Annotated in this window: 25 protein-coding genes; 11 read left to right on the top strand and 14 right to left on the bottom strand. The window is 65.5% G+C overall.

What is annotated here, in order from left to right; all coding sequences use genetic code 11:
* Positions 1-59: 59 nt before the first annotated feature.
* The 5 genes from Mrose_RS11500 to Mrose_RS11480 form a co-directional block, all read right to left on the bottom strand.
* Positions 60-1,259, bottom strand: coding sequence for an MFS transporter (locus Mrose_RS11500; protein ID WP_119278388.1), 1,200 nt, complete (start codon positions 1,257-1,259; stop codon positions 60-62).
* Positions 1,260-1,322: 63 nt separating this feature from the next.
* Positions 1,323-2,819, bottom strand: coding sequence for a bacillithiol biosynthesis cysteine-adding enzyme BshC (gene bshC / locus Mrose_RS11495; RefSeq protein WP_119278386.1), 1,497 nt, complete (start codon positions 2,817-2,819; stop codon positions 1,323-1,325).
* A gap of 91 nt (positions 2,820-2,910) precedes the next feature.
* Entirely contained in the window at positions 2,911-3,549 is a 639-nt protein-coding gene (locus Mrose_RS11490) for a Crp/Fnr family transcriptional regulator (RefSeq protein ID WP_119278384.1), read from the bottom strand.
* Between the two features lie 175 nt (positions 3,550-3,724).
* On the bottom strand, positions 3,725-4,537 hold the full coding sequence (locus Mrose_RS11485; RefSeq protein ID WP_119278382.1) for a menaquinone biosynthesis family protein: 813 nt from the start codon (positions 4,535-4,537) through the stop codon (positions 3,725-3,727).
* A gap of 137 nt (positions 4,538-4,674) precedes the next feature.
* The gene (locus tag Mrose_RS11480; RefSeq protein ID WP_147371631.1) at positions 4,675-4,986 is read right to left on the bottom strand and encodes a hypothetical protein; all 312 of its coding nucleotides are present in this window, start codon (positions 4,984-4,986) and stop codon (positions 4,675-4,677) included.
* A 157-nt stretch (positions 4,987-5,143) separates the two neighbouring features.
* Here Mrose_RS11480 and Mrose_RS11475 point away from each other — a divergent pair, with 157 nt between their 5' ends.
* Both Mrose_RS11475 and Mrose_RS11470 read left to right on the top strand, forming a co-directional pair.
* Positions 5,144-5,863: a S24 family peptidase gene (locus Mrose_RS11475; protein ID WP_119278378.1), complete on the top strand. Its 720-nt coding sequence runs from the start codon at positions 5,144-5,146 to the stop codon at positions 5,861-5,863.
* Between the two features lie 130 nt (positions 5,864-5,993).
* Positions 5,994-6,257 carry a hypothetical protein gene (locus tag Mrose_RS11470; RefSeq protein ID WP_026234876.1) on the top strand — a complete coding sequence of 88 codons (264 nt, stop codon included), beginning with the start codon at positions 5,994-5,996 and terminating at the stop codon, positions 6,255-6,257.
* Here the strand turns inward: Mrose_RS11470 and Mrose_RS11465 are convergent, their stop codons facing one another.
* Positions 6,258-7,148: a diacylglycerol/lipid kinase family protein gene (locus Mrose_RS11465; protein ID WP_119278377.1), complete on the bottom strand. Its 891-nt coding sequence runs from the start codon at positions 7,146-7,148 to the stop codon at positions 6,258-6,260.
* Between the two features lie 109 nt (positions 7,149-7,257).
* On the opposite strand from Mrose_RS11465, the gene Mrose_RS11460 reads away from it, so the two are divergent.
* Positions 7,258-8,121 (top strand): GNAT family N-acetyltransferase, encoded by an 864-nt coding sequence (locus Mrose_RS11460; protein ID WP_119278375.1) that lies wholly within the window; start codon positions 7,258-7,260, stop codon positions 8,119-8,121.
* 164 nt (positions 8,122-8,285) lie between these two features.
* Here the strand turns inward: Mrose_RS11460 and pdxY are convergent, their stop codons facing one another.
* Positions 8,286-9,167: a pyridoxal kinase PdxY gene (gene pdxY / locus Mrose_RS11455; protein ID WP_119278373.1), complete on the bottom strand. Its 882-nt coding sequence runs from the start codon at positions 9,165-9,167 to the stop codon at positions 8,286-8,288.
* Between the two features lie 8 nt (positions 9,168-9,175).
* Complete coding sequence (locus tag Mrose_RS11450; protein WP_245969859.1) at positions 9,176-10,318, bottom strand: MFS transporter; 1,143 nt, start codon at positions 10,316-10,318, stop codon at positions 9,176-9,178.
* A gap of 104 nt (positions 10,319-10,422) precedes the next feature.
* Between Mrose_RS11450 and cdaA the strand changes: the two genes are divergently transcribed.
* From cdaA to fmt, 4 genes are read left to right on the top strand one after another with little or no spacing between them, the layout of a single operon-like run.
* Positions 10,423-11,202 carry a diadenylate cyclase CdaA gene (gene cdaA, locus Mrose_RS11445; protein WP_119278370.1) on the top strand — a complete coding sequence of 260 codons (780 nt, stop codon included), beginning with the start codon at positions 10,423-10,425 and terminating at the stop codon, positions 11,200-11,202.
* Positions 11,199-12,044: a CdaR family protein gene (locus tag Mrose_RS11440; protein ID WP_119278368.1), complete on the top strand. Its 846-nt coding sequence runs from the start codon at positions 11,199-11,201 to the stop codon at positions 12,042-12,044. The genes cdaA and Mrose_RS11440 overlap by 4 nt, the downstream gene beginning before the upstream one ends.
* 6 nt (positions 12,045-12,050) lie before the next feature.
* A complete protein-coding gene (def, locus tag Mrose_RS11435; protein ID WP_119278366.1) occupies positions 12,051-12,644 on the top strand; it encodes a peptide deformylase in 594 nt (197 codons plus the stop codon).
* Between the two features lie 13 nt (positions 12,645-12,657).
* Positions 12,658-13,665 carry a methionyl-tRNA formyltransferase gene (fmt, locus tag Mrose_RS11430; RefSeq protein ID WP_119278364.1) on the top strand — a complete coding sequence of 336 codons (1,008 nt, stop codon included), beginning with the start codon at positions 12,658-12,660 and terminating at the stop codon, positions 13,663-13,665.
* A gap of 92 nt (positions 13,666-13,757) precedes the next feature.
* Here fmt and dxs read toward each other — a convergent pair whose 3' ends face one another.
* The 4 genes from dxs to Mrose_RS11410 all read right to left on the bottom strand — a co-directional run bounded on the left by dxs (position 13,758) and on the right by Mrose_RS11410 (position 17,675).
* Positions 13,758-15,617: a 1-deoxy-D-xylulose-5-phosphate synthase gene (dxs, locus tag Mrose_RS11425; protein WP_119278362.1), complete on the bottom strand. Its 1,860-nt coding sequence runs from the start codon at positions 15,615-15,617 to the stop codon at positions 13,758-13,760.
* A gap of 37 nt (positions 15,618-15,654) precedes the next feature.
* Positions 15,655-16,332 carry a hypothetical protein gene (locus Mrose_RS11420; protein ID WP_119278360.1) on the bottom strand — a complete coding sequence of 226 codons (678 nt, stop codon included), beginning with the start codon at positions 16,330-16,332 and terminating at the stop codon, positions 15,655-15,657.
* A 161-nt stretch (positions 16,333-16,493) separates the two neighbouring features.
* Complete coding sequence (locus Mrose_RS11415) at positions 16,494-16,955, bottom strand: hypothetical protein (RefSeq protein ID WP_119278358.1); 462 nt, start codon at positions 16,953-16,955, stop codon at positions 16,494-16,496.
* A gap of 57 nt (positions 16,956-17,012) precedes the next feature.
* The gene (locus Mrose_RS11410; RefSeq protein WP_119278356.1) at positions 17,013-17,675 is read right to left on the bottom strand and encodes a PspA/IM30 family protein; all 663 of its coding nucleotides are present in this window, start codon (positions 17,673-17,675) and stop codon (positions 17,013-17,015) included.
* Positions 17,676-17,927: 252 nt separating this feature from the next.
* Between Mrose_RS11410 and Mrose_RS11405 the strand changes: the two genes are divergently transcribed.
* On the top strand, positions 17,928-18,929 hold the full coding sequence (locus Mrose_RS11405) for a polyprenyl synthetase family protein (protein WP_119278355.1): 1,002 nt from the start codon (positions 17,928-17,930) through the stop codon (positions 18,927-18,929).
* Here the strand turns inward: Mrose_RS11405 and Mrose_RS11400 are convergent.
* Entirely contained in the window at positions 18,926-19,255 is a 330-nt protein-coding gene (locus tag Mrose_RS11400) for a tRNA-binding protein (protein ID WP_119278353.1), read from the bottom strand. The two genes, Mrose_RS11405 and Mrose_RS11400, sit on opposite strands and share 4 nt — an antisense overlap.
* 96 nt (positions 19,256-19,351) lie before the next feature.
* Here Mrose_RS11400 and Mrose_RS11395 point away from each other — a divergent pair, with 96 nt between their 5' ends.
* Together Mrose_RS11395 and Mrose_RS11390 are read left to right on the top strand one after the other, a co-directional pair.
* On the top strand, positions 19,352-19,672 hold the full coding sequence (locus Mrose_RS11395; protein ID WP_119278351.1) for a hypothetical protein: 321 nt from the start codon (positions 19,352-19,354) through the stop codon (positions 19,670-19,672).
* Positions 19,669-20,106: a DUF420 domain-containing protein gene (locus Mrose_RS11390; protein WP_119278349.1), complete on the top strand. Its 438-nt coding sequence runs from the start codon at positions 19,669-19,671 to the stop codon at positions 20,104-20,106. Before Mrose_RS11395 ends, Mrose_RS11390 begins: the two co-directional genes overlap by 4 nt.
* Positions 20,107-20,534: 428 nt before the next feature.
* On the opposite strand, the gene fabF is transcribed toward Mrose_RS11390, so the two are convergent.
* On the bottom strand, positions 20,535-21,764 hold the full coding sequence (gene fabF / locus Mrose_RS11385) for a beta-ketoacyl-ACP synthase II (RefSeq protein ID WP_119278347.1): 1,230 nt from the start codon (positions 21,762-21,764) through the stop codon (positions 20,535-20,537).
* 230 nt (positions 21,765-21,994) lie between these two features.
* Here fabF and gyrA point away from each other — a divergent pair, with 230 nt between their 5' ends.
* Entirely contained in the window at positions 21,995-24,412 is a 2,418-nt protein-coding gene (gene gyrA, locus Mrose_RS11380; protein ID WP_119278345.1) for a DNA gyrase subunit A, read from the top strand.
* Positions 24,413-24,969 lie beyond the last annotated feature (557 nt).

Genomic DNA, 24,969 nt, shown 5'->3' with positions numbered 1-24,969 from the left:
GTATCGGGTTTGATGCTGGCTTTGGATGACGCCTCGGCTCGCAAAATCCCTAAAGAAGACTAGGCTTTCCTCAACCACACCAGATACCCCACCGCCAGCGTCCTGAGCACGATGGAAGCTGCGATGGGAAGGTGATAGGGGCTGGGGCCCAGGTGCAGGCTACCCAGCGCTCCGCCCAGGGCTGAGCCCAGCATTCCGCACACCCCCACCACGATGCCGAACACCGCCAGGTATGCACCCCGGTGGACGGCGGGGGCTTGTTGCAGGGCCACGTTGGTCTGGGCGGCCCCCAAACCGCTCCAGCACAGCGCGTCGGCCACAGCGGCGAGCCAGATGGGAAAGGTGTGTCCCGGCCCTCCCAACAACCACAGCCCCGGCAGCACGATGGAGCCCACCAGCCCGGTCCAGACCAGCACTATTCCGTGCCCGTAGCGGTCGGCGAAGCGGCCCCACAGCGGGCCGAACAGCAGGCCGCAGGAGGCCGAGATTACCGTCCACAGGCCCACTTCGGTGAAGTTGAGCCTGGCGTACTGCAGGAAGTAGGGAAAGGCGAAAGGGCCTCCCACCATCACCGCCATCCACCAGAAACCGATGAAGCCCAGAAACCCCAGGAAAACCCGGTCGCTCAGGGCCGTGCGAAGCGAGCCGGAGGCGCTCGAGCTCTCGTGGGGCGGTTCGTGCTGCCAACGCAACACCTGCGAGGCCATGATCCCAAGCAGCACCCCCAGCCCCAGCACGATCAGGAAGCCCCAGGGATCGGGCATGGCGTCGATGAAAGCCCCCGCGCTGAAGTTGCCCACCGTGCCCACCAGCCCCAGTACCGCGTTGCGGAAGCCGAAGTAGCGCCCGCGCTCCCTGGGCGGCACCAGGTCGGCCATCCAGCTCGTCCACAGCACATTGACCGGAGCAACCACCAACTGGCTCAGCGCCGCGATGAGCAAAAAGGCGGGGATGCGCAGGGACTCGGGCAGCAGGGGCACCAGCAGCACCAGGGCGAAGAGGGCCCGCCCCCAACCGGCGAGCAAGATGGTGTAGGGTTTGCGCTGGCCCTTGAACATCAGGGCGAAGGGCGCGGCCAGCTGGCTGAGCAAGGGGATGGCTCCCAGCACGGCCAGGGCGGCGGGGCTGGCTCCGAGCCACAGGGCGTAGCCGGTGACCACCACCCCGGTGCTCCAGTTGATGAACAAAATCGCCAGCGTGCCCTCCCAGACCGAGAGGCGCAGCGAGCGCAGGGGTTCTTGGTTTCCGAGTCGGAGCATGGCGGGGGTGGACGCAAAAAAAGTGGACTTTCGCAGTCCACTCAACAGTCTTACATCCTTGGGCTAGATCTCCAAGATCACCCGTCCGGTGGATGAAGCTTGCTTCAAGGCCCTCAGGGGAGCTTCCCCGTGCTTGAGCAGGTACATCAGGAAGGGATAGACCCGCTCCTGGGGCACGCCGCCGGGGGTGAGGTGCAGCCGCAGCCGCTCGAACTGGCTGCGAGCGATGCCCTCGCGGCGCAGCTCGGTTTGCAGCACGATGTGCCTGAGCCGCTCGAGTTCGTGAGCGATGCGCACCTGGGCACGGTGGGTGGGGCGCTGGAGGGGGGCTTCGAGGAGGTGGGGCCTCAGCCGCTCGAACTCGGCCTGGATGCGGCCCAGGGCTTGCTCGATGGCGGCCACGCGGGTGTCGTCCTTGGCCAGGACTTCCAGGAAATGCGTCTCGGGGTCGTCCTGGAAAGCCCAGGCATCGAGGCCGTACTTCTCCAGGATGCGCCTGGCGGGAGGCTCGAGCACCACTGCGCTCAGGCGCCGGACCACAGCGGGGGGCTCGAGGCCGTGCAGCCGGTAGACCCCACCCAGCTCGGCCACGTACTTCATCTCGCCCGGCCCCACCACGAAGGCGGCGGTGGGCAGCACCACGTCCTGGAGCACCGGGCGCAGCCCGGCGGCGGGGGTCAGGCGGGAGGGGTCGTGCTCCAGCAGGGCCTCGAGGTCGGCGCGGCTGTAACATTGCTGCCCGTCGTCGAAGTGGCCCTCGCGGTAGCGCAGCAGGCGGCGCTGGCCGTCCTCGCCCTCGAGAAACAAGTTGGTAGCGGCCTCGCCCCGCCCCAGCACCGGGTGCAGCCCCTGCGCGCGCATGGCCTCAGCAGCTTGGTTGATGGCCTGGGAGGAAGCCAGCGGATCACTCAGCTCCCGCCGCAGGGCCCCGGCGAACAAGGGCGCCAGCTCGGGAGCCATGGGGTCTAGCGGCACCAGTCCCTCGTAGCCCAGGAACTCCAGCATCAGCCGCGCGAAGACCTCGGCATAGGTCCAGTCCCCCTTGAGGGCCACGCAGACGCGCCGCCGCACCGAGGTTACCCCCTCGAGGCGCTCGAGCAGCTCGCACACGGCGGCGACATGAGGCGCGAAAGGAATGCGTCCGGCGGGGCGGGCGAGGGGCAGCTCGAGGCTTAGTGTATGCACCTGCTCGTCGAAGTCGAGCACCTGCACGCTGCGCACCTCGTCGGTGTCGTGGTCCTGCGAGGCCACCCAGAACACGGCTACCACCGGTCGGTCGGGGTGGTCGTGCTCCTTGGCGAGGGCCAGGGCGGTGTGAGCCTTGTAAAACGTGAAGCTGGGGCCGGTGAGCAGCCCGGCCTGCTGCCCGGTCACGATGGCACGGCTGTTGGGGTGGGCCAGCCTGCGGGCGGCCTCGAGTGCTTCGCGCGGAGCCCCCAGCCGCTTCAGGTAAGCCAGCAGCCCCGCCGAGAGCGCTTGTCGATCTGCTACGCGGGGCTGCTCCAGCAGGCGCGGCAAATCGACCAGGCCGTAGGGGAGAAACTGCGCGACCTCGGACATGCGGCAACTAAGCTACCCTACCCGTGCGGCCCAGATTGAGGAATGGGGCATTATTGAAGCGGAGCGCCGAAGGCAAGATGGGCGTTTGAGATCACCTCGAGATCTCCTGCAAAGCCTGCGGCTTGAGCACCAGGATGCGACGGTAACCCAGCTCGAGCACGTCCTCCAGGGCCAAGTCGGCCAGCACCTTGCTCACCGTCTCGCGGGTCGAGCCGATGATGTGGGCCAAATCCTGGTGGGTGAGCACGATCTCCAGCCCCTCCTCGCCCTTTTGCATGACCTCGAGCAGCGTCTTGGCCAGGCGTGGCAGCACCTCCTTGAAGCGCAGGTCACGCAGGCGGTCCTCGGCCCGGCGCAGGCGGCGAATCAGCATGACCAGGAGGGCTCGCTGGGTGTCGGGGAAGCGGCTGGAGACGCGCGCGAGGTCCTCGCGCGCGGCGGTGAGCAGTTCGCAGTCCACCAGAGGCTCGGCGAATACCCCGTACTTGTGCCCGGTGAACAGCGCCGCCTCGCCGAAAATCTCTCCCTGCCCCACCACGGTGAGGGTGATCTCCTCCTCCTTGCCTCCGAGCTGAAACAGCCGGACCCAGCCCTCCTTGACGTAGTACAGGGTCGTCGCCTCGTCCTCGGGGTAGCACAAGTAGCCACCCCTGCGGGCGGTGTAGGGATGGAAGATCTGCTCGAGTTCGGCACGGGCCTCGTCGCTGATGCCCGCTAGCTCCGGAATCATACGTCTTTACTTTATCGGCTTTGTCACAATTTGGTACGGGGTGCGGGGATACAAAAGCCCACCCTGGGGTGGGCTTTCAGCGTCTGGGCCGTTATTCATGCTGACCTCCAAGTGTAGGATAACAGAGAGGATCAGCCGGGCGATATCAGCAGCGGAATTTCTGCCTCAGGAATGCTTAAATCAGGAAAGCTGGCTGGGGTTGTCTAGGCAGCAACCCCCGCTCCTCCGCCCGCTTGAACAGTTCGTTTACCGCCCGCTCACCCTCCTCCCCCACGTCCAGCGAGAACTCGTTGACGTAGGTGCGGATGTGGGCCCAGATCACCTCGTCCTCCATCTCGAGCGCGTGCTGCTTGATGTAGGCCACCGTTTCCTCGGGGTGGGCGTGGGCGTACTCGAGGCTCTCCCGCACGGCGCGGTCGAGGGCGCGAATGGTGGGCTCGCCCAGGTCGCGCCGGGCCAGGATTGCGCCCAGGGGGAGGGGCAGGCCGGTCTCGCCCTCCCACCACTCGCCCAGGTCGAACACCTTGACCAGTCCGTAGCGAGGGTAGGTGAAGCGCGACTCGTGGATGATGAGGCCGGCGTCCACCTCGCCCGCCTGCACGGCGGGCATGATGCGGTCGTAGCGCATCTCGAGGGGGATGAAGCCCTCGTCCCGCAAGCTCAGCAGCAGGAAGGCCGTGGTGTGGCGCCCGGGAATGGCGATGCGTTTGCCCCGCAGGTTGTCCAGCGGGTTCCTGGCCACCAGCAATGGTCCTACCCCCCGCCCCAGCGCCCCACCCGAGCGCAAGGCCACGTAGTGCTCGCGCAGGCGTCCGTAAGCGGCATAGCTGATCTTGGTCAGGGGCAGCCTGCCTTCCATGGCCCAGACGTTGAGGGTTTCGACGTCCTCCAGCACCTCCGTCACAGGGGCGGGCGTAGCGATTTTGCCGTGGGAGAGGGCATAGAAGATGAAGGTGTCGTTGGGGCAAAAAGAGTAGCCGAGTTGCATCAGCGCTATCCTACGCAGCCCGGCCCCTCACGGGTATGGTCTCAGTTCACTTTGCCCTTCGCCGAAGGCGGTTTACAAGGCCGTTGAGGTTGGGGGTGGGGGACAGGGTGATGAAGAACTGCGGGGTCGCCAGGAGGCTAACCCTTATTGCCGGGCTCGAGCTTTTCCTCCTTGCTCCGCCGGAGGCCCAGGGCTTTGAGCAGCACTCCCACCGCACTCTCATAGCCGACCCAGCCCAGCAGGGCCCCGATCGCCACCGTGGCCTCGGGGGAGAGCTCGAGCCACTCCGCCATCAGCATCGCGCCGAAGAGGCCCCAGAAGGCGCTCGAGGCCACCCGCGCCACCTTGCGCCAGTGCCCGCGCGCCCCGTCTAACCCGGCCCGCAGCAGGGCGCTGATAGCGGCCACCAGACCACTCCAAGCGTAAACTGTCCAGTCCTGTTCGATCATGTTTGCGCACCTCTTCTGCTCCAGCCGGTCTCCCCGGTGATTATGTTCATGACGTAATATAGAATCAGGTTCAGTTTACTGGTGAACTCGTGATTAGTCAATATGACTTGAATGAAGATGAATAATGAAGCAAAATGACTAGAGACTGGAGGCAGACATGTCCGTTCCCGATTGGGCCACAGCCATTCGCAAGCGCCGTGAAGCGCTGGGAAAATCGCAGGGCCGGCTGGCCCGTGAGTTGCAGGGCCGGCTCAACCAGACCGAGATCAGCCGCCTCGAGCGGGGCCTGGTTCACCCCACGCGTTCGCTGGGGGCCATCAAGCTCGAGGCTTTATTGCAGGGTCTGGAGTGGACTCCGGCGGATTTCACCCGCCAGACGGGGCTGGAGTACCCTGGCCTCGGCCTGCAAGCTCTGGGAACCCTCCCCTACCGTCCCCACCTGCGGGTTCCCCTTCTGGGCGAGGTCGCAGCCGGGATGCACCCGGTGGAGGTGCTGGGGGAGCGGGAAGAATATCTGATGGTAGACGAGGAATTCCTGCCCAAGGGCACCCGCAAGGATCGGCTATTTGCCCTGCGGGTGGTGGGCGACTCGATGATCTCCGACGAACTCGTGGGCATTCCCCCCGGCTCGGTGGTGCTGGCCGAAGCCGACCGCCTACCCGCCCCCGGCGAGATCGTGGTGGTGTGGGTGCGTTGCCCCAAGGTGGGCTTCGAGGGCGGAGTGATCAAGGTCTGGAGCGAGGGCGACGACGGACAGGTGCTCAAGTCGCTCAACCCCAGAGGGCCGGTCTTCCGGCTCTTCGATTGCGATGAAGTGCGGGTACAGGGCGTTTTTCGCCTGGTGATGACCCCGCCCAGCGCGTTGCGGCGACGGTAGGGACCGCCCGCTTCAGTCCTGAGCTGCGCTCTTCACCAAGGGCACCGACGATTCGATAGCCTAAGCCTCGCCCCCCGCAGCCATAAGGAGGTTGCTCGATATCGGCCCATCCGTGCGCCACAATAAGAACATGATCGACGTGAAGCAGGCCGTGCAGATCGCCAACGACTACATCCAGAGCCTTTTTACTGAGCGGCAGATCCCCGAACTGCGCCTGGAGGAGGTGGAGCTGAGCCAGGACGGGAGCTTCTGGGAAGTGACGCTGAGCTTCGTGGTGCGCGAGCCCACCGCCTACTTGAGCCTGGGCGACGCGGCGCGCACACGGGAGTACAAGGTGTTTCGCATCAACGCCGAGACCGGGCAGGTGCAGAGCATGAAGATTCGGAAGGTTTGATCAAGGCACCGCCACCCGTAGCGCGCCGGGGTGAATGCGCACCTCGTAGGTGCTCTGGGCCTGCAACAACTCCCCGTCGGCGTGGGCGGGGGTCGCGCGGTCGTAGCGCACGGTGAAGCTTCTCCCGCTGAACTCGTGAACGCGGGGATGTCCTAGGTGCTTTCCGGCCAGCAGGCGGGGCAGGATGCCCAGGACCCCGATTTTGGAGAACTCGCCCGCTACCAGCACGCTCAGGAGCCCGTCGTGAGGGGAGGCTCCGGGCGTGATGGGGATGCCCCCGCCGTAGGTGCGGGCGTTCATCAGGGCCGAGAGCAGGGCCGGGCCCTGGAAGAGCACCTTGCCCTCGGCCTCGAGCACCAGCTCCGGTAGCTTCAGCTCGCGCAGCACGGCGAAGAGGGAGTAGAGGTAGCGGGGCATTCCGCGCAGGAAGGTGGGGGCCGAGAGGGCCTTGTGGGCCACTTGCGCGTCGAAGCCGATACCCACGCTGGCTCCGAAGGCTTCGCCGTTGACCTCGCCTAAGTCGAAAGCCTGGGTCTTATCGCCCAGGGCCACCTTCAGGCTGCGCTCGAGGCTCAGCTCGTGCAGCCCGGCCATGCGAGCGAAGTCGTTGCCGCTGCCGATGGGCACTACCCCCAGGCTCCTGTCGCTGTGGGCGATGCCCCGAATGACTTCATGCACCGTGCCGTCCCCACCCACCGCCACCACCCGGCTTCCGACGGGGGCCTCCCGGGCCAGGAACACCCCTTCGCCGGGGGCTTGGGTGTGCAGCAGCTTCAGCGGCTTTTCACCGGCTGCCCTGCGCAGGGCGGCCTCGAGCTGGGGGGCCATGCGTCCCACCCGCCCCCGACCGGCGGCAGGATTGAGGATGACGGTGATGGAGGAGGGAGTCATGGGGTTGTGGCTGCATTGTATCGCCTGGAAGCCGCTGCGCAAGGGCTTTTGCGTTGGCGGGACAAGGGGCTCTAACGGGAGCGGGGCGGCCCGGTGCTACACTGGTTTCATGATCCGTCCGGTTGCGCGAAAGGATATGCCTCAGATCCTCGAGCTGCTGCGCTGGATGGACGAGGACCCATCCAGGCGTGTGCTGGCTCCCGAGGCGCGGCAAGAGGAAGTGCTCTCCTGGGAAATCCTGGGGATGTCCGGTGACGGCGACACGGCCTGGGTGCTCGACGGGGGCGACAAAGTACAGGGCTACCTGGCGCTGCATCCCCTCGATGACGAGATGGCCCTGGAAGGCCCGCTGCTGCTCAAGCCCGACGATGGCCTGCTCAAAGCCGCCATTGCCGAGGCCAAGAGGCGGGGTTGCCGCACCCTGCTGGCCTTCCCCGACGAGGCCAACAAACCCCTGCGGGCCATGCTCGAGGCGGCGGGCTTCGCCCCTCAGCACACCACCTACTTCTACAGCATCGGTCCCACCAACCTCTCCTATCCGCCACCCAAGGGCGTGAAGATCGTCCTGGCCGAACCCGTGAACCCCGAGCACTACCGCGAGGTTTACAGGAAGTGCGAGGACGGCTGGAGCCAGCGCCTGGGTTGGGAGGACGACGAACTCGAGGCCTACTTCGCCGATCCCGACGTCAGCTTGTTCATGGCCTACGAGGGCGACAAGCCCGTGGGGATCGTGGAGCTCGAGATGGACGAGGACGAGGCCGAAATCGCCTACATCGGCACCATCCCCGAGGCCAGGGGAAAGGGGATTGGCCGGGCCATGCTGGGCCTGGCGGCGAGCGAGGCCTTCAAGCACGGAGCCAAGCTGCTGCGGGTGCGGGCCCACGACCACGAGAAGGCTGCCCAGGAGCTATACCGCAGCCTGGGCTTCACCCTGGAGGAAGTGGTCGTGACCTACGCGCTGGACCTGGAGTAAAGGGGTCGAGGGTCGTCGGACGCTGAACGCGGGTCGTACGTCGTACGTTGTACGCAAAACGCAAGAGGCCTTGTCACCCCCCTGCCAGCGGGGAAGGCCGGGGTGGGGTGAACCACGAGCCACTAGTCTCCTGCTGATGGCTGACGGCTGATAGCTGATGGCTCTTACCCCACCCGCTCTGCCACGAAGCGCCTCGAGGGGTTGACGTACTCCTCTTGCGCGGCCACGAGCTGGATTTCCCGCGTGCCGCACCGGTGGGTGAGCTCGAGCAAGTTGTACAGCGCCGACACACTGTTTTCCAGGCTCACCGCCACGTCTTGGGTCTTGAGGTAGTTGCCCAAGAACAGCGCGGCGATGGCGTCGCCGGTGCCGTTGCGGGGGGGCTCGAGGGGGATCATGGGGGTTCGGACCACCCAGGCCCCACCCTCGGCCACGACCAGGGTCTCGATGTGGCCGTCGGGGGCGTCCTCGCGCAGCAGACTGGTCACCAGCACGATGCGCGGCCCCTGTGGGTGGATTTGCTCGCGCAAGGTGCCGGCGGCCTCGAGCACCTCACCCAGGGTTCTGGCCCTATGGCCGGTGAGCAGCTCGAGTTCGAACTGGTTGGGGGTGACGATGTCGGCCTGGGGCACCACCTGCGAGCGCATGACCTCGGGGACTTCGGGCCGCACGAAGACCCCGCGCCCCACGTCACCCATCACCGGGTCGCAACAGTACAGCGCTTTGGGGTTGGCCTCCCGCACCCGACCCAGCGCCCAGAGGATGGCCTCGGCAGTCGCACCGGAGCCTATGTAGCCCGAGAGCACCGCGTCGCAGGCCTCGAGCGCCCCCCGCTCGGCGATGCCCTGCACGACCTCGGTGAGGTGTTCGGGCGAGAAGACGCTGCCCTTCCACTGGCCGTAGCCGGTGTGGTTGGAGAATTGCACGGTGTGGACGGCCCATACCTCGAAGCCCATGCGCTGCAGGGGAAACACCGCCGCGGCGTTGCCCACGTGGCCGTAGGAGACCCACGACTGGATCGAGAGGATGTTGAGCGGTCTGTGCATGCGCTCGATCATAGCGAGCGGCTCCGGTAGCTCGACAGCGAGAAGGCCAACCAGCTCACCACCCCGGCCAACGCCGCCGCCAGCAGGAAGCTGCTGCGGACGCCGCCTACCTCGGCCACGCTGCCCAGCAGCAGCGGGCCCACCAGGCCCCCCAGGGTGCTCATGGTGGAAACGCTGGCGATGGCGCTGGCTGCCGAGAGCCCAGGGGTGCCGGAGGCCGCGGCGAACATCATAGGAAACAGCGTGGCCATGCCCCAGCCCATGCAGGCCATGCCCAGCAACGCGCCCTCGACGCTCTGGCTGAGCACCCCGATCCCCAGGCCCAGGCCCCCGAACAGCGCCCCATAGCGCACCACTTTGACCGCGCCAAAGCGGGCGACCAGCCAGTCCCCGCTCAGGCGGCCCAGCATCATCACGCTCTGGTGCACGGCGAAGCCCAACGCCGCGATCCACTCGGGAGCCCCCAGGCTGCGCAGATAGACCCCGCTCCACCCCGCAATCGAGCCGTCGCTGATGGCGGTGCAAAAGCCCATCAGCCCCAGGAAGAGCAGTGGCCCCTGCGGCAGCGCGAAGACCCGGCGGATGGGCGGGACCGGGGTCTCGAGCAGCCAGCGCCATCCCACGCCCACCATCAGCGCGCCCGCCAGCCCCACCAGCGCGAAGTGCAGCCAGGGCTCGAGCCCCAACCCCGCCAGCCCCGCCCCCGAGAGCGCTCCCAGCAGCGCCCCCAGGCTCCACATGGCGTGGAAGGAGGAGAAGATGGGCCGCCCGTAGCGGGCCTCGAGGGCGGTGGCTTGGGCGTTGATGGCGATGTTGAAGTAGCTCATCAGCAGGCCGTAGATCGCCAGCCCTACGAACAGCAACACGGCGCTGGGCATCAGCGCCAGCGACACCAGCCCCACCAGCGAGGCCAGGGCCGCGTACCGCGCCGCCATGCGGCTGCCATAGCGGTCCACCAGGCCCCCGCTGGTGATGCTCCCGGCCAGCGACCCCGCCATGTTGCCCATGAGGATGGTGCCCAGCACCACCGCCTCCAGGCCGAGCCCCTCCGACACCGCCGGAATGCGGGTCACCCAGGAAGCGGCGATGAAGCCGTGCAACAAAAACAGGCTCGAGATCGCCCCTCGAGCCCGCACCAAGCCGGAATTCACCACCACGTAAGTATAAAACCTCAGGCAGGCCCCGGCTCGAGTTGCCGCAGGGCCACTCAGATTAGGCTTAGACTTTGCGAGGCTTATGACTGTAACCTGTAGGAGTGCTCACGTGGCGCGATGCTCTGGATATTCTCGCGGTTGCTACGGTGTTTTATTACCTGTACGTTCTGATCGCGGAATCGCGGGCGCTCAACCTGGTGCGGGGCTTGCTGGTGTACTTGCTGGTGTGGTTCATTTCAACCCGCCTGGGCCTTAATGGCCTTTCCTGGCTGCTGGGGAATGCCGCCACGTTGGGGGCTTTCGCGCTGATCGTGGTGTTTCAGCCGGAGCTGAGGGGGGCTCTGGAGCGCATCGGGCGGGGTCGGCTACAACGCCAACCCCTGGCCGATGCCCAGTTAGGCGAGCTGGTACGGGCGGTGGAGAGGCTGGGTGCTTTGCGCTACGGAGCCCTCATCGCCATCGAACGGCAAACTCCCCTGGGGGAGTTTGCCGCGACCGGAGAAAACCTCGACGCTCGCCTGTCGGCGCGGCTGCTGGAGAGCCTTTTCGTCAACAAAACGCCTCTGCACGACGGGGGGGTGATCCTGCGGGGTGACCGGGTTCTGGCAGCGGGTTGCGTGTTCCCGCTCTCGGAGAGGCAGGAGAAGTACCTGGGCACCCGCCACAAGGCGGCCATCGGCCTTTCGGAGGTCTCGGACGCGCTGGTGATCGTGGTCAGCGAGGAGCGTGGCACCATGCGGATTGCCGAGGGGGGGCGGCTTTCCCCACCCTTGCAGCCGGTGGAGCTGCGCGAGCGCATCCGCGAGGAGTTGCAGGCTTCTGCCGCCAACCTCTCTGAAACGGGCTTCAGGCTTTGGCGACCGAAGGAGCGTGAGGGATGAGCCGCCTGCTGCACAACCTCCCGGCCAAGCTGCTGGCTTTGCTGGCCTCGACGCTGCTGTGGTTGCAGTTGCGTGAGAGCCAACCGGTGACCGAGCGCTCCTTGACGAGACCCTTACAGGTGTTGGGCCTGGCCGGGGACCGGGTGGCGGTAGGATTGCCTGCCCAGGTGCAACTGCGGTTGCGGGGCCCCTCGAGGCTCCTGGAGGGCAGCAACCTCAATCCCGTCAACGCCTACGTCGACCTCTCGGGCGTGGACGGCGGGGATTTCATCCGCGACGTGCGGGTGGGATTGCCCGCCGGGGTGGAACTGGTGAGCCTCGAGCCCGCCCGCGTGGAAGCCAGGGTGGAACGCTACGAAACCAAGACGCTCATGGTCTTCGTCTACAACCCCAGCCAGTCGCTGACGGTGGAGCCGAGTCTGGTCGAGGCCAGAGGTCCGATGAGCCTGGTGGCCCAGGCCTACAGGGCCATCGGCTACACGGAGGACAACAGCGACGTGGTGTTGCTCACCGCCGTGGACATCGAGGGTAAACCGCTGGGTGACCTCATCCTTACCCCCGACCGGGTGCGCGTCATCGAGCGGGGCCCCCTGCTCACCCGCAGAACGCTCCCGCTGCGCTTGCAGCGGGCTCCCCAGGGGTGGCGGGTGCTCGAGGCCAGCATCCCCCCCAGCGTCGAGGTTCAGGGCGACCCCCAGGTGCTGCGGCGTCTGGAGCGGATCGAGGCCAAGGTGCCCCTCAGAGCCGGGCGTTTCGAGGCCCCGCTGGAGCTGTTGCTGCCCGAGGGGGTGCAGGTGGTGAACGGGGTTACGGGAACTTTCCGCATCGAGCGCGTACAATGACGCGGGATGGCTGAAATCTACACCGTGCGTTTGTTTGGCGACCCGGTGCTGCGCAAGCGGGCACTGAGGGTCACGGACTTTTCTCAGATTCCCCGCATCGCCCAGAACATGCTCGAGACCATGTTCGAAGCTCGAGGGGTGGGGCTGGCCGCGCCCCAGGTGGGCTTATCCCAGCGCCTGTTCGTGTGGGCCGAGTACCTCGACTCAGAAGAGGACGAGGAGGGTGAGGACGCCGACCTCAGGACCCGCGTGCGTGAGACCCACGTCATGGTCAACCCGGTGATCACCTTCCGCGAGGGGCAGCAGGCGGGCACCGAGGGCTGCCTTTCGATGCCGGGTCTCTATGCCGAGAACGTGCCCCGCTCCCTGCGGGTGCGGGTGGAGTACCAGGACGAGCGGGGCGAGCCCAAGGTGTACGAGGCCGAGGGCTACAACGCGGTGGTGATCCAGCACGAGCTCGATCACCTCGACGGGGTGCTCTACTTCGAGCGCTTGCCCAAGGAACTCAAAGCCAAGTGGCTCGAGGACAACCGTGAGGAGCTGGCCCGCTTGCAGAAGCAGGCCAAAGCCTTCCTCAAAGAACTGAAAGTCAAAGGCTGAAAGGGGGGCTGCAGTGAACCCTCCCCAGCCGCCAGCCGCCAACCCCCGACGTCGGGTGGCCTTCTTCGGCTCCCCCGCCTGGGCAGTGCCGGTACTGGAGGCCCTGCACCGGCATCATCAGGTGCTGCTGGTGGTCACCCAGCCCGACAAGCCCGCGGGGCGGGGCCTGGAGCTCACCCCCTGCCCCGTCGCCCGGCGGGCCGCCGAGCTGGGGTTGCGGCTGGAGAAACCCGCCAGGTTGAAGAAAAACGCCGAGTTCCTCGAGCAACTGCGCGCACTGGACCTGGACGTGGCGGTGACGGCGGCTTACGGCAAAATCTTGCCCCCGGAGCTGCTCGAGCTACCCCGCTATGGCTTTCTCAACCTGCACCCCTCCGACCTGCCGAAGTACCGCGGCCCCGCTCCGGTGCAGTGGACCCTCATCAACGGCGACACCCAGACGGCGGTGAGCATCATGCGAACCGATGCAGGCATGGACACCGGGCCAATAGTGAGCAAGTTCTACACCTCCGTGGGCCCGGATGAGACGGCCCTCGAGCTCTCCGAGCGCCTGCGCGACAAGGGCATCGAGCTGCTGCTGGAGGCGCTGGGCAAGCTCGAGCACCTCGCCCTCACCCCCCAGCCTGCCCAGGGCACCCACGCCCCCATGCTCGAGAAAGAAGATGGGCGCATCGTGTGGGAGCGCCCGGCCAGCGCGATCTACAACCGCCACCGCGGAGTGCAGCCCTGGCCGGGGAGCTGGTTCGAACTTCCGGGGGGTAGCGCTTCGCGGCTCGATACGGGGGGTAGCGCTTCGCGGCTCGAGCTTCCGGGAAAGCGGGTGAGGGTGTTGTCCATGCGGCCTGTGGAGGGCAGGGGAGAGGTGGGAGTGGTGCTCGGGGTGGACTCGAGCGGCATCACGGTGGCCACTGGAGAGGGGGCCATCCTGCTTCAGCAGGTCCAGCCGGAGGGCAAGAAACCCATGCCCGCCGCCGATTGGGCTCGGGGAGCGCGGATCGGCGTGGGCTCGAGGCTAGGGTGAAGGAAGCCCGTGGCCTTTGGCTTGTCGAGAGCCGAGGCGTCTTGCGTTTTGCATCCTGCGTTTTGCGTACGACCCGCGCTCGGCGTCCGACCTCAATCCGCGGTCCCCACTTCACCCACCCGCACCCCCATCTGTGCCAGAGCCTCGAGGATGGCCGCCGCGTCGATGCCCGCCTCGCGGTGCATGCGAGGGATGGAGCCGTGGTCGAAGAACACATCGGGCAGGCCCAGCACCCGAATGTCGGGTTTGAGGCCCATCTCGCTCAGGGCCTCGAGCACGGCTGAGCCGAAGCCACCCATCTTCTGATGGTCCTCTACCGTGACCAGCTTGTAGCCCTTTAGGGCTAGCTTTTCCAGCAGCTCGCGGTCGAGCGGCTTGAGGAAGCGGGCGTTGATCACGCCGACTTCGGGATTGTCACCCGCGGCCTCGAGGGCGTACTTGAGGGTTTTGCCGAAGCTCAGGATGTAGGCTTTGCCGCCTTCTTTCAGCACCTCCCACCGGCCCCACTCGATGTCGGGCCAGCTTCCCTCCGGCACCCGCTCTACGTTGTCGCGGGCATAGCGGATGGCGACCGGGCCGCCAAGCTCGAGGGCTTTTTTGAGCATGGCCCGCAGCTCGAGCGCGTCCTTCGGCGCCGCGATCTGCACGCCCGGCACGGTGCGGAGGTAGGCGATGTCGAACACGCCGTTGTGGGTCGCGCCGTCGCCGCCCACGATGCCCGCGCGGTCCACGGCGAGCACCACGTCCAGCTTCTCGATGGCGATGTCGTGGATGATCTGGTCGTAGGCCCGCTGCATGAAGGTGGAGTAGATCGCCAGCACCGGCTTGAGCCCCCGCAGGGCCATCCCCGCGGCGGCGGTGGCGGCCACGTCCTCGCAGATGCCGGTGTCGAGGTAGCGACTGGGGTGGGTCTGCGAGTACTTCACCAACCCTGAGCCCTCACGCATGGCCGGGGTGATGACGAAGAGGCGGGGCTCGAGGTGAGCCAGCTCGGTCACCGCATCCCCGAAGGCCGCCGACCAGGAGTAGCCCTTGGAGACCTTCTCGGGTTTTTCGGGGTCGAAGCCGGGCGGGCCGTGCCAGTAGATGGGGTCGGCCTCGGCCACCTTGTAGCCCTTGCCCTTCTGGGTGACGATGTGCAGGATGGTGGGCCCGTCGAGCTCCTTGAGCTCCTGGAAGAGGTGGATCAGACCCTTCAGGTTGTGCCCGTCTACCGGCCCCACGTAGCGCAGGCCCCAGGCGTAGAAGGGGTTCTCCTGGTGCAGCACCAGCTTAGCGGCTTCCTTGGCCCGATCGACGAGGTTGAACAGCCTGGGGGAGATGGTCTCGAGCACCCCCCGACCCCACTTTTCAGTGTCCTGAACCCACTTCTTGATCTGCAACTCCTTGAAGAAGCGGTTGAGCGCGCCCACATTCTCGCTGATGCTCATCTCGTTGTCGTTGAGCACGATCAGCATCTTGCGCTGCTGCTCCCCGATGACGTTGAGCGCGGCCAGGGCCATGCCCCCGGTGAGCGCGCCGTCGCCGATGACGCTGACGATCTGGTAGTCCTCGCCCAGGGTATCGCGGGCGATGGCCATGCCGATGGCGTTGGCCAGCGAGGTGCTGGCGTGGCCCACAGTGATGGCGTCGTGCTCCGACTCGCTGACTTTGGTGAAGCCGGAGATGCCCCCTTCCTGGCGGATGGTGTGGAAGACCCCCTTGCGTCCGGTGAGGATCTTGTGGGCGTAGGCCTGGTGTCCGACGTCGAAGAGGATGCGGTCGCGGGGGGAGTCGAAGACCTTGTGCAGCGCCACGATCAGCTCGACGGCACCGAGCGAAGAGGCCAGGTGCCCGCCGTTTTGGGCACACACCCGGATGATCTCGCTGCGCAGCTCCTCGGCCAGGACCAAAAGCTCGACTTCGGAGAGAGCCTTGAGGTCAGATGGGCTATTGACTTTGTCGAGTACCAAGGGAGCCCCCTTCCCCTAAGACTTTAGGGCCTGCACCCTAACCGAAATTGCGTGTGACCAACACAAAGCCTTCCTTGGTGCGGATCTCGCCCACCCCCGGCACGAACCAGATCTCGCGGCTGTCCACCGCTCCGGTGCTGCCCTTGGCTTCGAACTGCACCCGGAAGACCTCGAACTCCCCACCCCTGACCCGAACTTTCTCCTTGCCCACAATGCGGTAGTTGTACTCGATGGTCTCCTTGTAGATCACCTGGGGCTTGGCATTAGGGGGATATAGGGTGGTCTCCACCGTGGTGGTGCCGCCCCAGCGGCTGCCCGTGGCGATCTGGCTTTCCGGGGGGTACTCGAGCATGGGTGGGTTGAAACGGGTCACAGCGCTGCTCACCGCGTCCTCGTAACCCAGCAGCCTGACCCCCGCCGGGCCGATCTGGCGGTAGTAGTCCTTCTGCACGCCGCGCCCGGCGAAGCGGTACTTCACCGCGAGTTGGTCGCCGAAGGGGGCAGGCCCCAGCACGGTGAGGCGGTAAGGCGGGTCGTTGGGGGCGGAATCCTGGGGTAGGTAGGTCCACTGTATCCCGGTCTGGAAGGGCAGGTAGGCTTGGTTGGGGGAGAGCTCGAGGTTGTTCTGGTTGCCCTGGCCGGCTTGGGGCACACAGGCGGTCAGCACGGCCAGCAAAAGGGTGAGCGTAGTCCAGGGCACTGACGCTAACTTCATGCCCATCAGTTTACTTTCCTGCTCCGGCCTGAGAGTTCAGCTTGGCGTGAGAGCGTGGGGAGCTTCCTGCGAAAGCGGCTTGTCAGGCACGGCGCGGGGTTTTCGTCGGGGCGAGAGGCCTTCTGGCTGCTTAATCGAATGATTAAGACCGACCCGCCCCCTTAGTCTTTGGGACGGCTCAGCAACTCGCGCAGGCTCGAGCGGAAAGCCTCGAGTTCCTCGAACCCCCTGGGGGATTCCGGCCCCTGCCACAACAGCAGTTCGGTTCCGAGGTTCTCCAGCAACTCCACCCCGCCCTCATAGGCCTGGGCTAGCTGCTCATAGCGGGCCTGCAACCGCTCGCGGGTGGTGGAGATGCTTGCGCTGCCGGCGGTCTGACGCTCGGCGAGGCGGCGCTCGAGTTCGGCCATGCTCCGGCGCAGGCCGCGCAGCTCCTGGCCGTAGCGAATGGCCTGAGACACCAGCCCCCGCAAAGGCTTGCCCAGCCGGGACTGATGGCGGTGTAATTCGGCCAGAGCACGCTCCAGACGCTCATCCTGGGGTGGCCTGCCGGGTGCGGACAGAATCCACACCACCACCCCCAGCACCCCCAGCAAGAGCAGGATCTCTCCCAGAGCCAGCATGACTCAATTGTGCACCCGACCGGCTCGTTCATCCGGTCGGGGCTCACGTTGGCAGCTTCAGCTCATGCCCAGCTCGCGTTTGAGGCGGATGAGGTCGTCTTCGACGGCCTTGTCGGTGCCCAGTTCAGCCAGCTCCTTCTCGATGTCGCTTTTATCCATCTCGGCCATGGCCTGGTGGCGGTCCTCCATAGCCTCGATGCGGCGTTCCATGTCTTCGAAGGCCTCCACGGCGCTGTGAGCATCCACCTTGGATTCGAAGCGCCGCACGGTTTCGGCGGCCTCCACGCCCTTCTTTCGGGCCAGGAGCAGGGCCTTCTTGGCCTCGGCTTCTTGGATCTTGGCCTCGAGGGCCTTGAGTTGGGTCATGAGCTGCTGCACCAGGCTGCTCTGCTGGGCTACCTGCTGGGCAAAGCCCTCGGAGAGGGTCTGGGCCTGCTGTTTGCGCTTGAGGGCTTCGCGGGCCAGGTCCTCGCGCCCTCCCTTGAGGGCCTCGGCAGCCTTGAGCTCCCAGGCCCGCACCTGCTCAGCGTAGCTCTGTTGCTCGCGCTCGAGCTTTTTCTGCTCGGCCATGGCGCTAGCCACTTCCTCGCGGGCATCGCGCAGGGCCGCGCGCATGTCCTCGAGGGCCTGCTCGATGATCTTCTCGGGGTCCTCGGCCCGTTTGAGCAGGTCGTTGATGTTGGCCCGGATCAGCCGGCTCAGGCGATCAAGAATACCCATCGCATTGCCTCCTTGCGCGTCAGTCTAGCGCACACGCTGAAGACGCTACAACCAGCGTGAAGCTCGAAGAAGCTCGGTGGCTGTGCTCACCCTTAGCGCCGGCCCAGATGCCATTGCAGAAAATATGATACAAATAAGCTAAGATAATGTAAATATTATTACTCAATTTCAGCACGGAGACCCCCGATGCCGAGGGAGATGAGCCCTTGCCCGGCCTACCCTGTAGCCCGCGAAGGCGGTATTGTTGCAGCTATGCTCACCCTCAGCGGCCTGCGCGAGGCCATCCGGCAGCACGTGTTAGGGGCGCTGCCCCGCCCCGAGGCGGCCTACCGTCCCGAGGTCGCCGAGTACGCCCGCTTGCTGCGCGATTACCCCGAGCGCGGGGGCAAGATGCTGCGGGGCGCGTTGCTGTGCTACACCGGCCTGGCCTACGGGGCGGGGCTCGAGCGCCTGCTGCCCGTGGCGGCAGCCCTCGAGCTGTTCCAGAACTGGGTGCTGATCCACGACGACATCGAAGATGCCTCCGACGAGCGCCGGGGAAAGCCCGCGCTGCACAAGCTCTATGGCGTGCCCCTCGCACTCAATGCCGGGGATGCCTTGCACGCGAGGATGTGGGCCATGCTCATCGAGGCCGAAGCGCCCAGGGAGGTGCTGCGCGAGTTCGCGCGCCTGGTCGAGCTCACCGCCCAGGGGCAGCACCTCGAGATGACCTGGGTCGAGCGCCAGCGCTTCGATTTGACGGAAGCCGACTACCTCGAGATGTGCAGCCAGAAAGCCGCCTACTACACAGCCGTGGCCCCTCTGCGGCTGGGGGCGTTGGTGGCTGGAGCACAGCCCCCAGCCGTCTTCGAGCAAGCCGGGACAAAGCTGGGACTGGGCTTTCAGATCATCGACGACGTGCTCAACCTGGCGGGTGAGCGTGAGAAGTACGGCAAGGAGATCGCCGGAGACCTCTGGGAGGGCAAGCGCACCCTGATCCTGCTGCACTTCCTGCGCCAGGCCGAGCCCCCAGAGCGCGACAGGGCCGAAGCCCTGCTGCGCCTTCCCCGCGAGGAAAAGCCCGCTTCGGAGGTGGGATGGCTGCACCGGCGCCTCCTGGAGACCGGTGCCGTGGCCTACGCCCAAGAGGTGGCCGAGGGGATGCTGGGCGAGGGCCTGGAGGCCCTGAGGCCCGTCCTGGCCCGCTTGCCCGACTCTGAAGCGGCGGAGGCCGCGCTGGGGTTGCTCGAGAGCCTTGTGCGGCGCGAGGCTTAGTAAACCCGCCCGCCCAGGGGAACCTCGCGCTCGGGCTCGAGCAGCACTACTTGCCCCTCCGCGTCGGGCAGACCCAACACCAGCACCTCCGAAGTAAAACCCGCGATTTTCCGACTCCCCAGGTTGACGGCGGCGATCACCAGGCGGCCCACCAATTCCTCGGGCGTGTACAGCGCGGTGAGCTGGGCTGAGCTGGCTTTCTGACCCAGCGGCCCAAAATCGATCCACAGCTTGTAGGCCGGTTTGCGAGCCTCAGCGTTGGGCTCGGCCCGGATTATCCGCCCCACGCGCAGATCCAGGAGTTCAAAGGCTTCCAGCGGAGTCATACCGCCGAAGATCATACGATTGTCGAGTGCCTTCCGTCATACGTCGTGGGCGGGAAGTAGGCGTTTGGCGTTTTGTCCTCGACGTATACTTTCTGCGTGCAACGCCTTCTGGATCAGGCCGCCGAGATCTTGCAGGATGCCCGTGACATGGCTCCGGCGGAGGCGGTGGGCAAATTCAAGGAAGCCGTGTCGCTGCTCGAGGCCGCCCGCCCCGGCAGCGAACGCGATGGCTTGATGGCGCTGGCCTATTTGCGGCTGGCGCAGCTACACAAGCGCCTGGGAAACCACTCCGAAGCCGAGCGGGTGTTCATGCTGGGCTACAGCTACGCCCGCACCTCGCGCGAGGAGCGGGTGCGGCGCTTTGCCGAGAAACTGCGGGAAGAACTCGAGGGTAAGGGCATGGAGAACGAATCATGAGCCAGCTACTGGGCGACATCGCCGCGATCCTGATCGGTCTTTCGGGCATCGCGGTCATCATCGGGGTGGTTCTCATCAAGCGCGGCAACCGGGTGTGGCATCCCAGGGTCATGCTCACCGCCACCGCGCTGGCTGGGCTGTTTCTGGTGTTTTACCTGCTCAAGTGGGGCCTCTACGGCACCACCCGCTACGTCGGGCCTGAAGAGTGGCGTGGAGCCTACTACGCCCTGCTGATCAGCCACACCTTTCTGGCCGCGCTCAACGGCCCGCTGGTGATCTGGCTGATCTACAACGCCCTCAAAGGACGCTTCAACATCCACCGGGCCTGGGCTCGCTGGACGGTTCCGATCTGGCTCTACGTGGCCGCTACGGGCTGGATCATCGACCAGGTGCTGGCCCGCTACGGCGAGAGCGCAGGCGGCATTCGGTTTTGAACGTAAGGTGATATTCGATCGGGAGCGGGAGTCGAACCTCTGCACCCGCTGATACCGGATTCAAAAAGATAATCACCCAAACCAAAGACCTTCAGAGGCTATCTTTTTGAATCCTAGAGCACTCCCTTCGGTCGGGTCAGTTCGTCCCCATTCGGGAACGAACTGACCGAATCTGGTATGAGTACGGGGTTTGCCAGCTTTGGCCTGGGAATCCCTGCTGCCATAGCCCATTCGCGAGCCCGAGCCCTGCGACGGATGGGGCGAACCTTGCGGCCTCGAGGGCGCATAGCAGGGCACGCGCCGTACGGCGTGCGACGAGCGAGGGTAGCTCCGTCAAAGGGGACCGGGTAACGGGGGCTCGTGAGAAAACCCCTCCCCGGCCCCCCTTGCGTGCGGGGAGGGAGATATCCCCACGACGCTCGACGTCGCTACACCCGCTTGAACAGCAAGGAGGCGTTCATCCCCCCGAAGGCGAAGGAGTTGGAGAGCACGTAATCCACCTTCTTTTCGCGCGGGGTATTGGGGATGTAGTCGAGGTCGAGCTCAGGGTCGGGGTCCTCGAGGTTGATGGTGGGGGGCAGGATGCAGGAGGCGATGGCCTGGATGCTGGCCACGGCTTCAGCCGCCCCGGCGGCCCCCAGCAGGTGCCCGGTCATGCTCTTGGTGGCGGTGATGGGGATCTGGTAGGCCCGCTCGCCGAAGACCTTCTTGATCGCCAGCGTCTCCGCCCGGTCACCCACCGGGGTCGAGGTGGCGTGGGCGTTGATGTGCCCGACGACTTCCGGCCCCACCTTGGCATCGCGCAAGGCGGCCTCCATGGCCAGCTTGGCCCCCAATCCCTCGGGGTGTGGCTCGGTGATGTGGTGGGCGTCAGCACTGCGGCCAAACCCCACCAGCTCGGCGTAGATGCGAGCCCCGCGCGCCCTGGCGTGCTCATAGTCCTCCAGCACCAGCACCGCAGCCCCTTCGGAGAGCACGAAACCGTCGCGGCTGGCACTGAAGGGACGGCTGGCCTTCTCAGGCTCGTCGTTGCGGGTAGACAGCGCCTTCATCACCCCGAAGCCGCCCATCGCCATGGGGGTCACGGCAGCTTCGGTGCCCCCGGCCAGCATGATCTCGGCATCACCGCGCTGGATGACGTAGTAGGCGTTGCCGATGGCATCGGCCCCGGTGGTGCAGGCCGTGACCGAGGTGGAGCTCGGTCCCATCAGCCCGTACTTCATGGCCAGCTGGCCCGAGGCCATGTTGGCGATCATCATGGGGATGAAAAAAGGGGAGATGCGGTGGGCTCCCCGCTCGACGAAGACCCGTGCTTGCGACTCGAAGCTTTCCATGCCCCCGATGCCGCTGCCGATGAGGGTTCCGATGCGGGTGCGGTCCTCGCGGTCGAGGTCCAGCCCAGCATCTTTGATGGCCAGCTCCCCGGCGATGAGGGCCAGTTGCACGAAGCGGTCCAGGCGGCGCAACTCCCGCTTGTCGATGTAGGCTTCTACGTTGATGTCCACCTCACCCGCGATCTGGGCGGGCAGTTGGGAGGCATCGAAGCGAGTGATTCGGCGAATGCCACTTTTGCCCTCGAGCTGGGCCTTGTGAAAAGCCTCAACCCCAATGCCAATGGGAGTTACCGGCCCCATGCCGGTGATGACGACTCGACGCATGGCCTGAGTATAACGTGCTCGAAAGTTGTGCGTCGTCATATGTCGTGCGCCAAATGCTGGAAGCCTCCCGCTTCTCTCCGGCCACGGACGAGTGTTATGTTTTTGACATAATGCCCTGAATCGGGTATACTCTTAAGAAGTCAATCGAGCGCGTCCAGCGCTTTTTTTGTGCCCATACCCTCGTGCTCGCCGGACCCTCGAGCCATGGGCCGCAACCAACAGGAGAAGCAATGTCGCAAGTTCTGCCAATCGAGATTACCGAGGAAGTCAAGCAGAGTTTCATCAACTACGCCATGTCCACCATCGTGGACCGGGCCCTGCCCGACGTGCGCGACGGCCTCAAGCCCGTCCAGCGCCGTATCCTCTACGGGGCCATGATGGAGGGGGTGCTGCCTACCCGCAAGCACGTCAAGAGCGCCAAGATCGTGGGTGAGGTGATGGGTAAGTACCATCCCCACGGCGACGCGGCCATCTACGACACTTTAGCCCGCATGGCCCAGCCCTGGAACCTGCGCTACCCGCTCATCGACGGGCAGGGCAACTTCGGCTCCATCGACGGGGACCCGCCCGCCGCGCAGCGCTACACCGAAGCCAGGCTCTCGAGCGTGGGCTTCGAACTGCTGCGTGACATCGACAAGGAAACCGTCCCCTTCTACCCCAACTACGACAACACCACCGAGCAGCCCGAGGTGCTTCCCGCCGCCTTCCCCAACCTGCTGGTCAATGGCTCGACGGGAATCGCGGTGGGTATGGCCACCTCCCTGCCCCCGCACAACCTCTCCGAGACCGTCGATGCGCTGGTGCAGATGATCGACAACCCCGCCATCACCCTCGACGAGGTGCTCAAGGTCATGCCGGGCCCCGACTTCCCCACCGGGGCCAAGCTCTCGCGCCGGGGCATCCGCGAGGCTTACGCCAGCGGGCGCGGCGGCCTCAAGGTGCGGGCCCGCCACCGCACCGAGGACAAAAATGGGCGGGCCATGCTGGTCTTCACCGAGATCCCCTACCAGGTCAACAAGGCCGACCTCATCACCCAGATCGCCTCGCTGGTGCGCAACAAGGTCATCGACGAGATCGCCGCCCTGCGCGACGAGTCCGACCGCCAGGGCATGCGCATCGCCGTCGAGCTCAAGCGCGGGGCCAACCCCCAGGTGGTGCTGAACAAGCTCTACAAGCACACCCGTCTGCAGACGACCTTTACCGTCAACCTGCTGGCGGTGGTGAACGGTGAGCCCAAGGTGCTCAACCTGCTCGAGCTCCTGCGCCACTACCTCGACCACCGGCGCCAGGTGGTCTACAAGCGCACCCAGTACGACCTTAGGAAGGCCAAGGAGCGCGCCCACATCCTCGAGGGCCTTCTCATCGCCCTCGATCACATCGACGAGGTAATCACCCTCATCCGTGGCTCGCAGGATGCCGCCGAGGCCAAAGCTGGCCTGATCAGCCGTTTCAGCCTCTCCGAGGCGCAGGCCCAGGCCATCCTGGACATGCGCTTGCAGCGTCTGGTGGGGCTCGAGCGCGAGAAGCTGCAAGAGGAATACCGCGGACTGATGGAAGAGATCGGCTACCTGACCTCGATCTTGGAGGATGAGAAGCGGCTGTGGCAGGTGGTCAAGGAGGAACTGCTGGAGATCAAGCAGAAGTTCGGCGACTCCCGCCGCACCCAGATCACCGAATTCGAGGAGGGCTTCAGCCTCGAAGACCTCATCGAGGACGAGCCCATGGTCATCACCCTCACTTCCCAGGGCTTCATGAAGCGCACCCCCCTGGAGGCTTACCGGGCCCAGGGGCGCGGCGGGGTGGGCGCCCAGGCGGGCAAGACCAAGGAGGAGGACGAGGCCATCTCGGTCTTCGTGGCCTCCATGCACGACACCCTGCTGATCTTCACCAACCGGGGCCGGGTCTACGCCGAGAAGGTGCACGAACTGCCCGAGGCCAGCCGCCAGGCGCGGGGCACCCACGTGGCTGCGCTGCTGCCCCTAGTCGAGGGTGAGGAGGTGGCCGCGCTGCTCAACGTGCGCAGCCTAACTGAGGACGGCTACTTCGTCTTCGCCACCCGCAACGGCCTGATCAAGAGGACCGAGATCCGCGAGTATCAGAACCTCTCCTCGGCGGGCCTCATCGCCATCAACCTGCTCGAGAACGACGCTTTGATCGGCGTGGCGGTAGCCCAGGAGGGCGACCAGGTGATGCTGGCCACCCAGAGCGGCCAGTCCATTCGCTTCGACCTCTCCGAGGTGCGCGCTACCGGGCGGGCCAGCCAGGGCGTGACCGGCATCCGCTTCAAGGGGGGCCGTGAGGACCGTGTGGTGTCGCTGGTGATCCTGCCCAAGGACTGGGACGGGGAAGTGCTGGCGGTAGGAACGCGGGGTTACGGCAAGCGCACCCGCATCTCCGAGTATCCCGTGCAGGGCCGGGGCGGTATGGGGGTAATCACCTTCAACTGCAACGAGAAGGTAGGAGACCTGGGCGCTCTGCTGCGGGTGCAGGGCAACGAGGACCTGCTGGTGCTCAGCAAGCGTGGCATCGCTATCCGCACCCCAGTCGCCAGCATCTCGCAGTACGGGCGGGCTACCAGCGGGGTCAAGGTCATGAACCTCTCCGACGACGAGGTGGCTTCGGCTTTCGTCATTGTCCCGCAGGATTGATAACACTCCGCAGGAGAAAAGCCTTTCCCCTGGATTTTTGGATGACGGTTCAGGGGAAAGCAGCCACCCACCGCCTATGCTTCTCCACCCAGAGAGAAGTTTATCAAGGTTTAGGAGCTTGAATTCCGCTTTCCTCAAGTCAAATCGCCCTCCGCGCCATATCAGGTTGAATACCTTGACTCGAGGGCTTGCCATATAAACAGCAATGGTGGTTCCCACTCGAGGTATTTCGTAAAAAGGTCTTGGTATGACAGTTGCCTCTGGCTCGCTCCGCTTAAGTGTCCTATAAGCCTCCAGCATCATCTGAGCGGTTATCTTGGGCAGTACCTGATCTGTAACATCGACCCAGGCACCATTTTTGTACCTCAGGAAATGGAGGGTCACATTTTTGCAGGATGCGGCCGTGCATCCATTGATTGAGAGGCCGATAATACCAAACCTATGTAGATAATAATGCATGCCGAGCAAAGCCATACCCCTACACCCCCACCTGAGCCTGGAGGAACTCGAACAGCGCTACCGTAGCTGCAAGGATGCCAAGGAGAAGACCCGCTGGC

This window comes from Calidithermus roseus, assembly GCF_003574095.1.
Classification (GTDB): domain Bacteria; phylum Deinococcota; class Deinococci; order Deinococcales; family Thermaceae; genus Calidithermus; species Calidithermus roseus.
The sequence above is the reverse complement of the archived record's forward strand: the minus strand, read 5'-3'. Positions and strand labels throughout refer to the sequence as shown.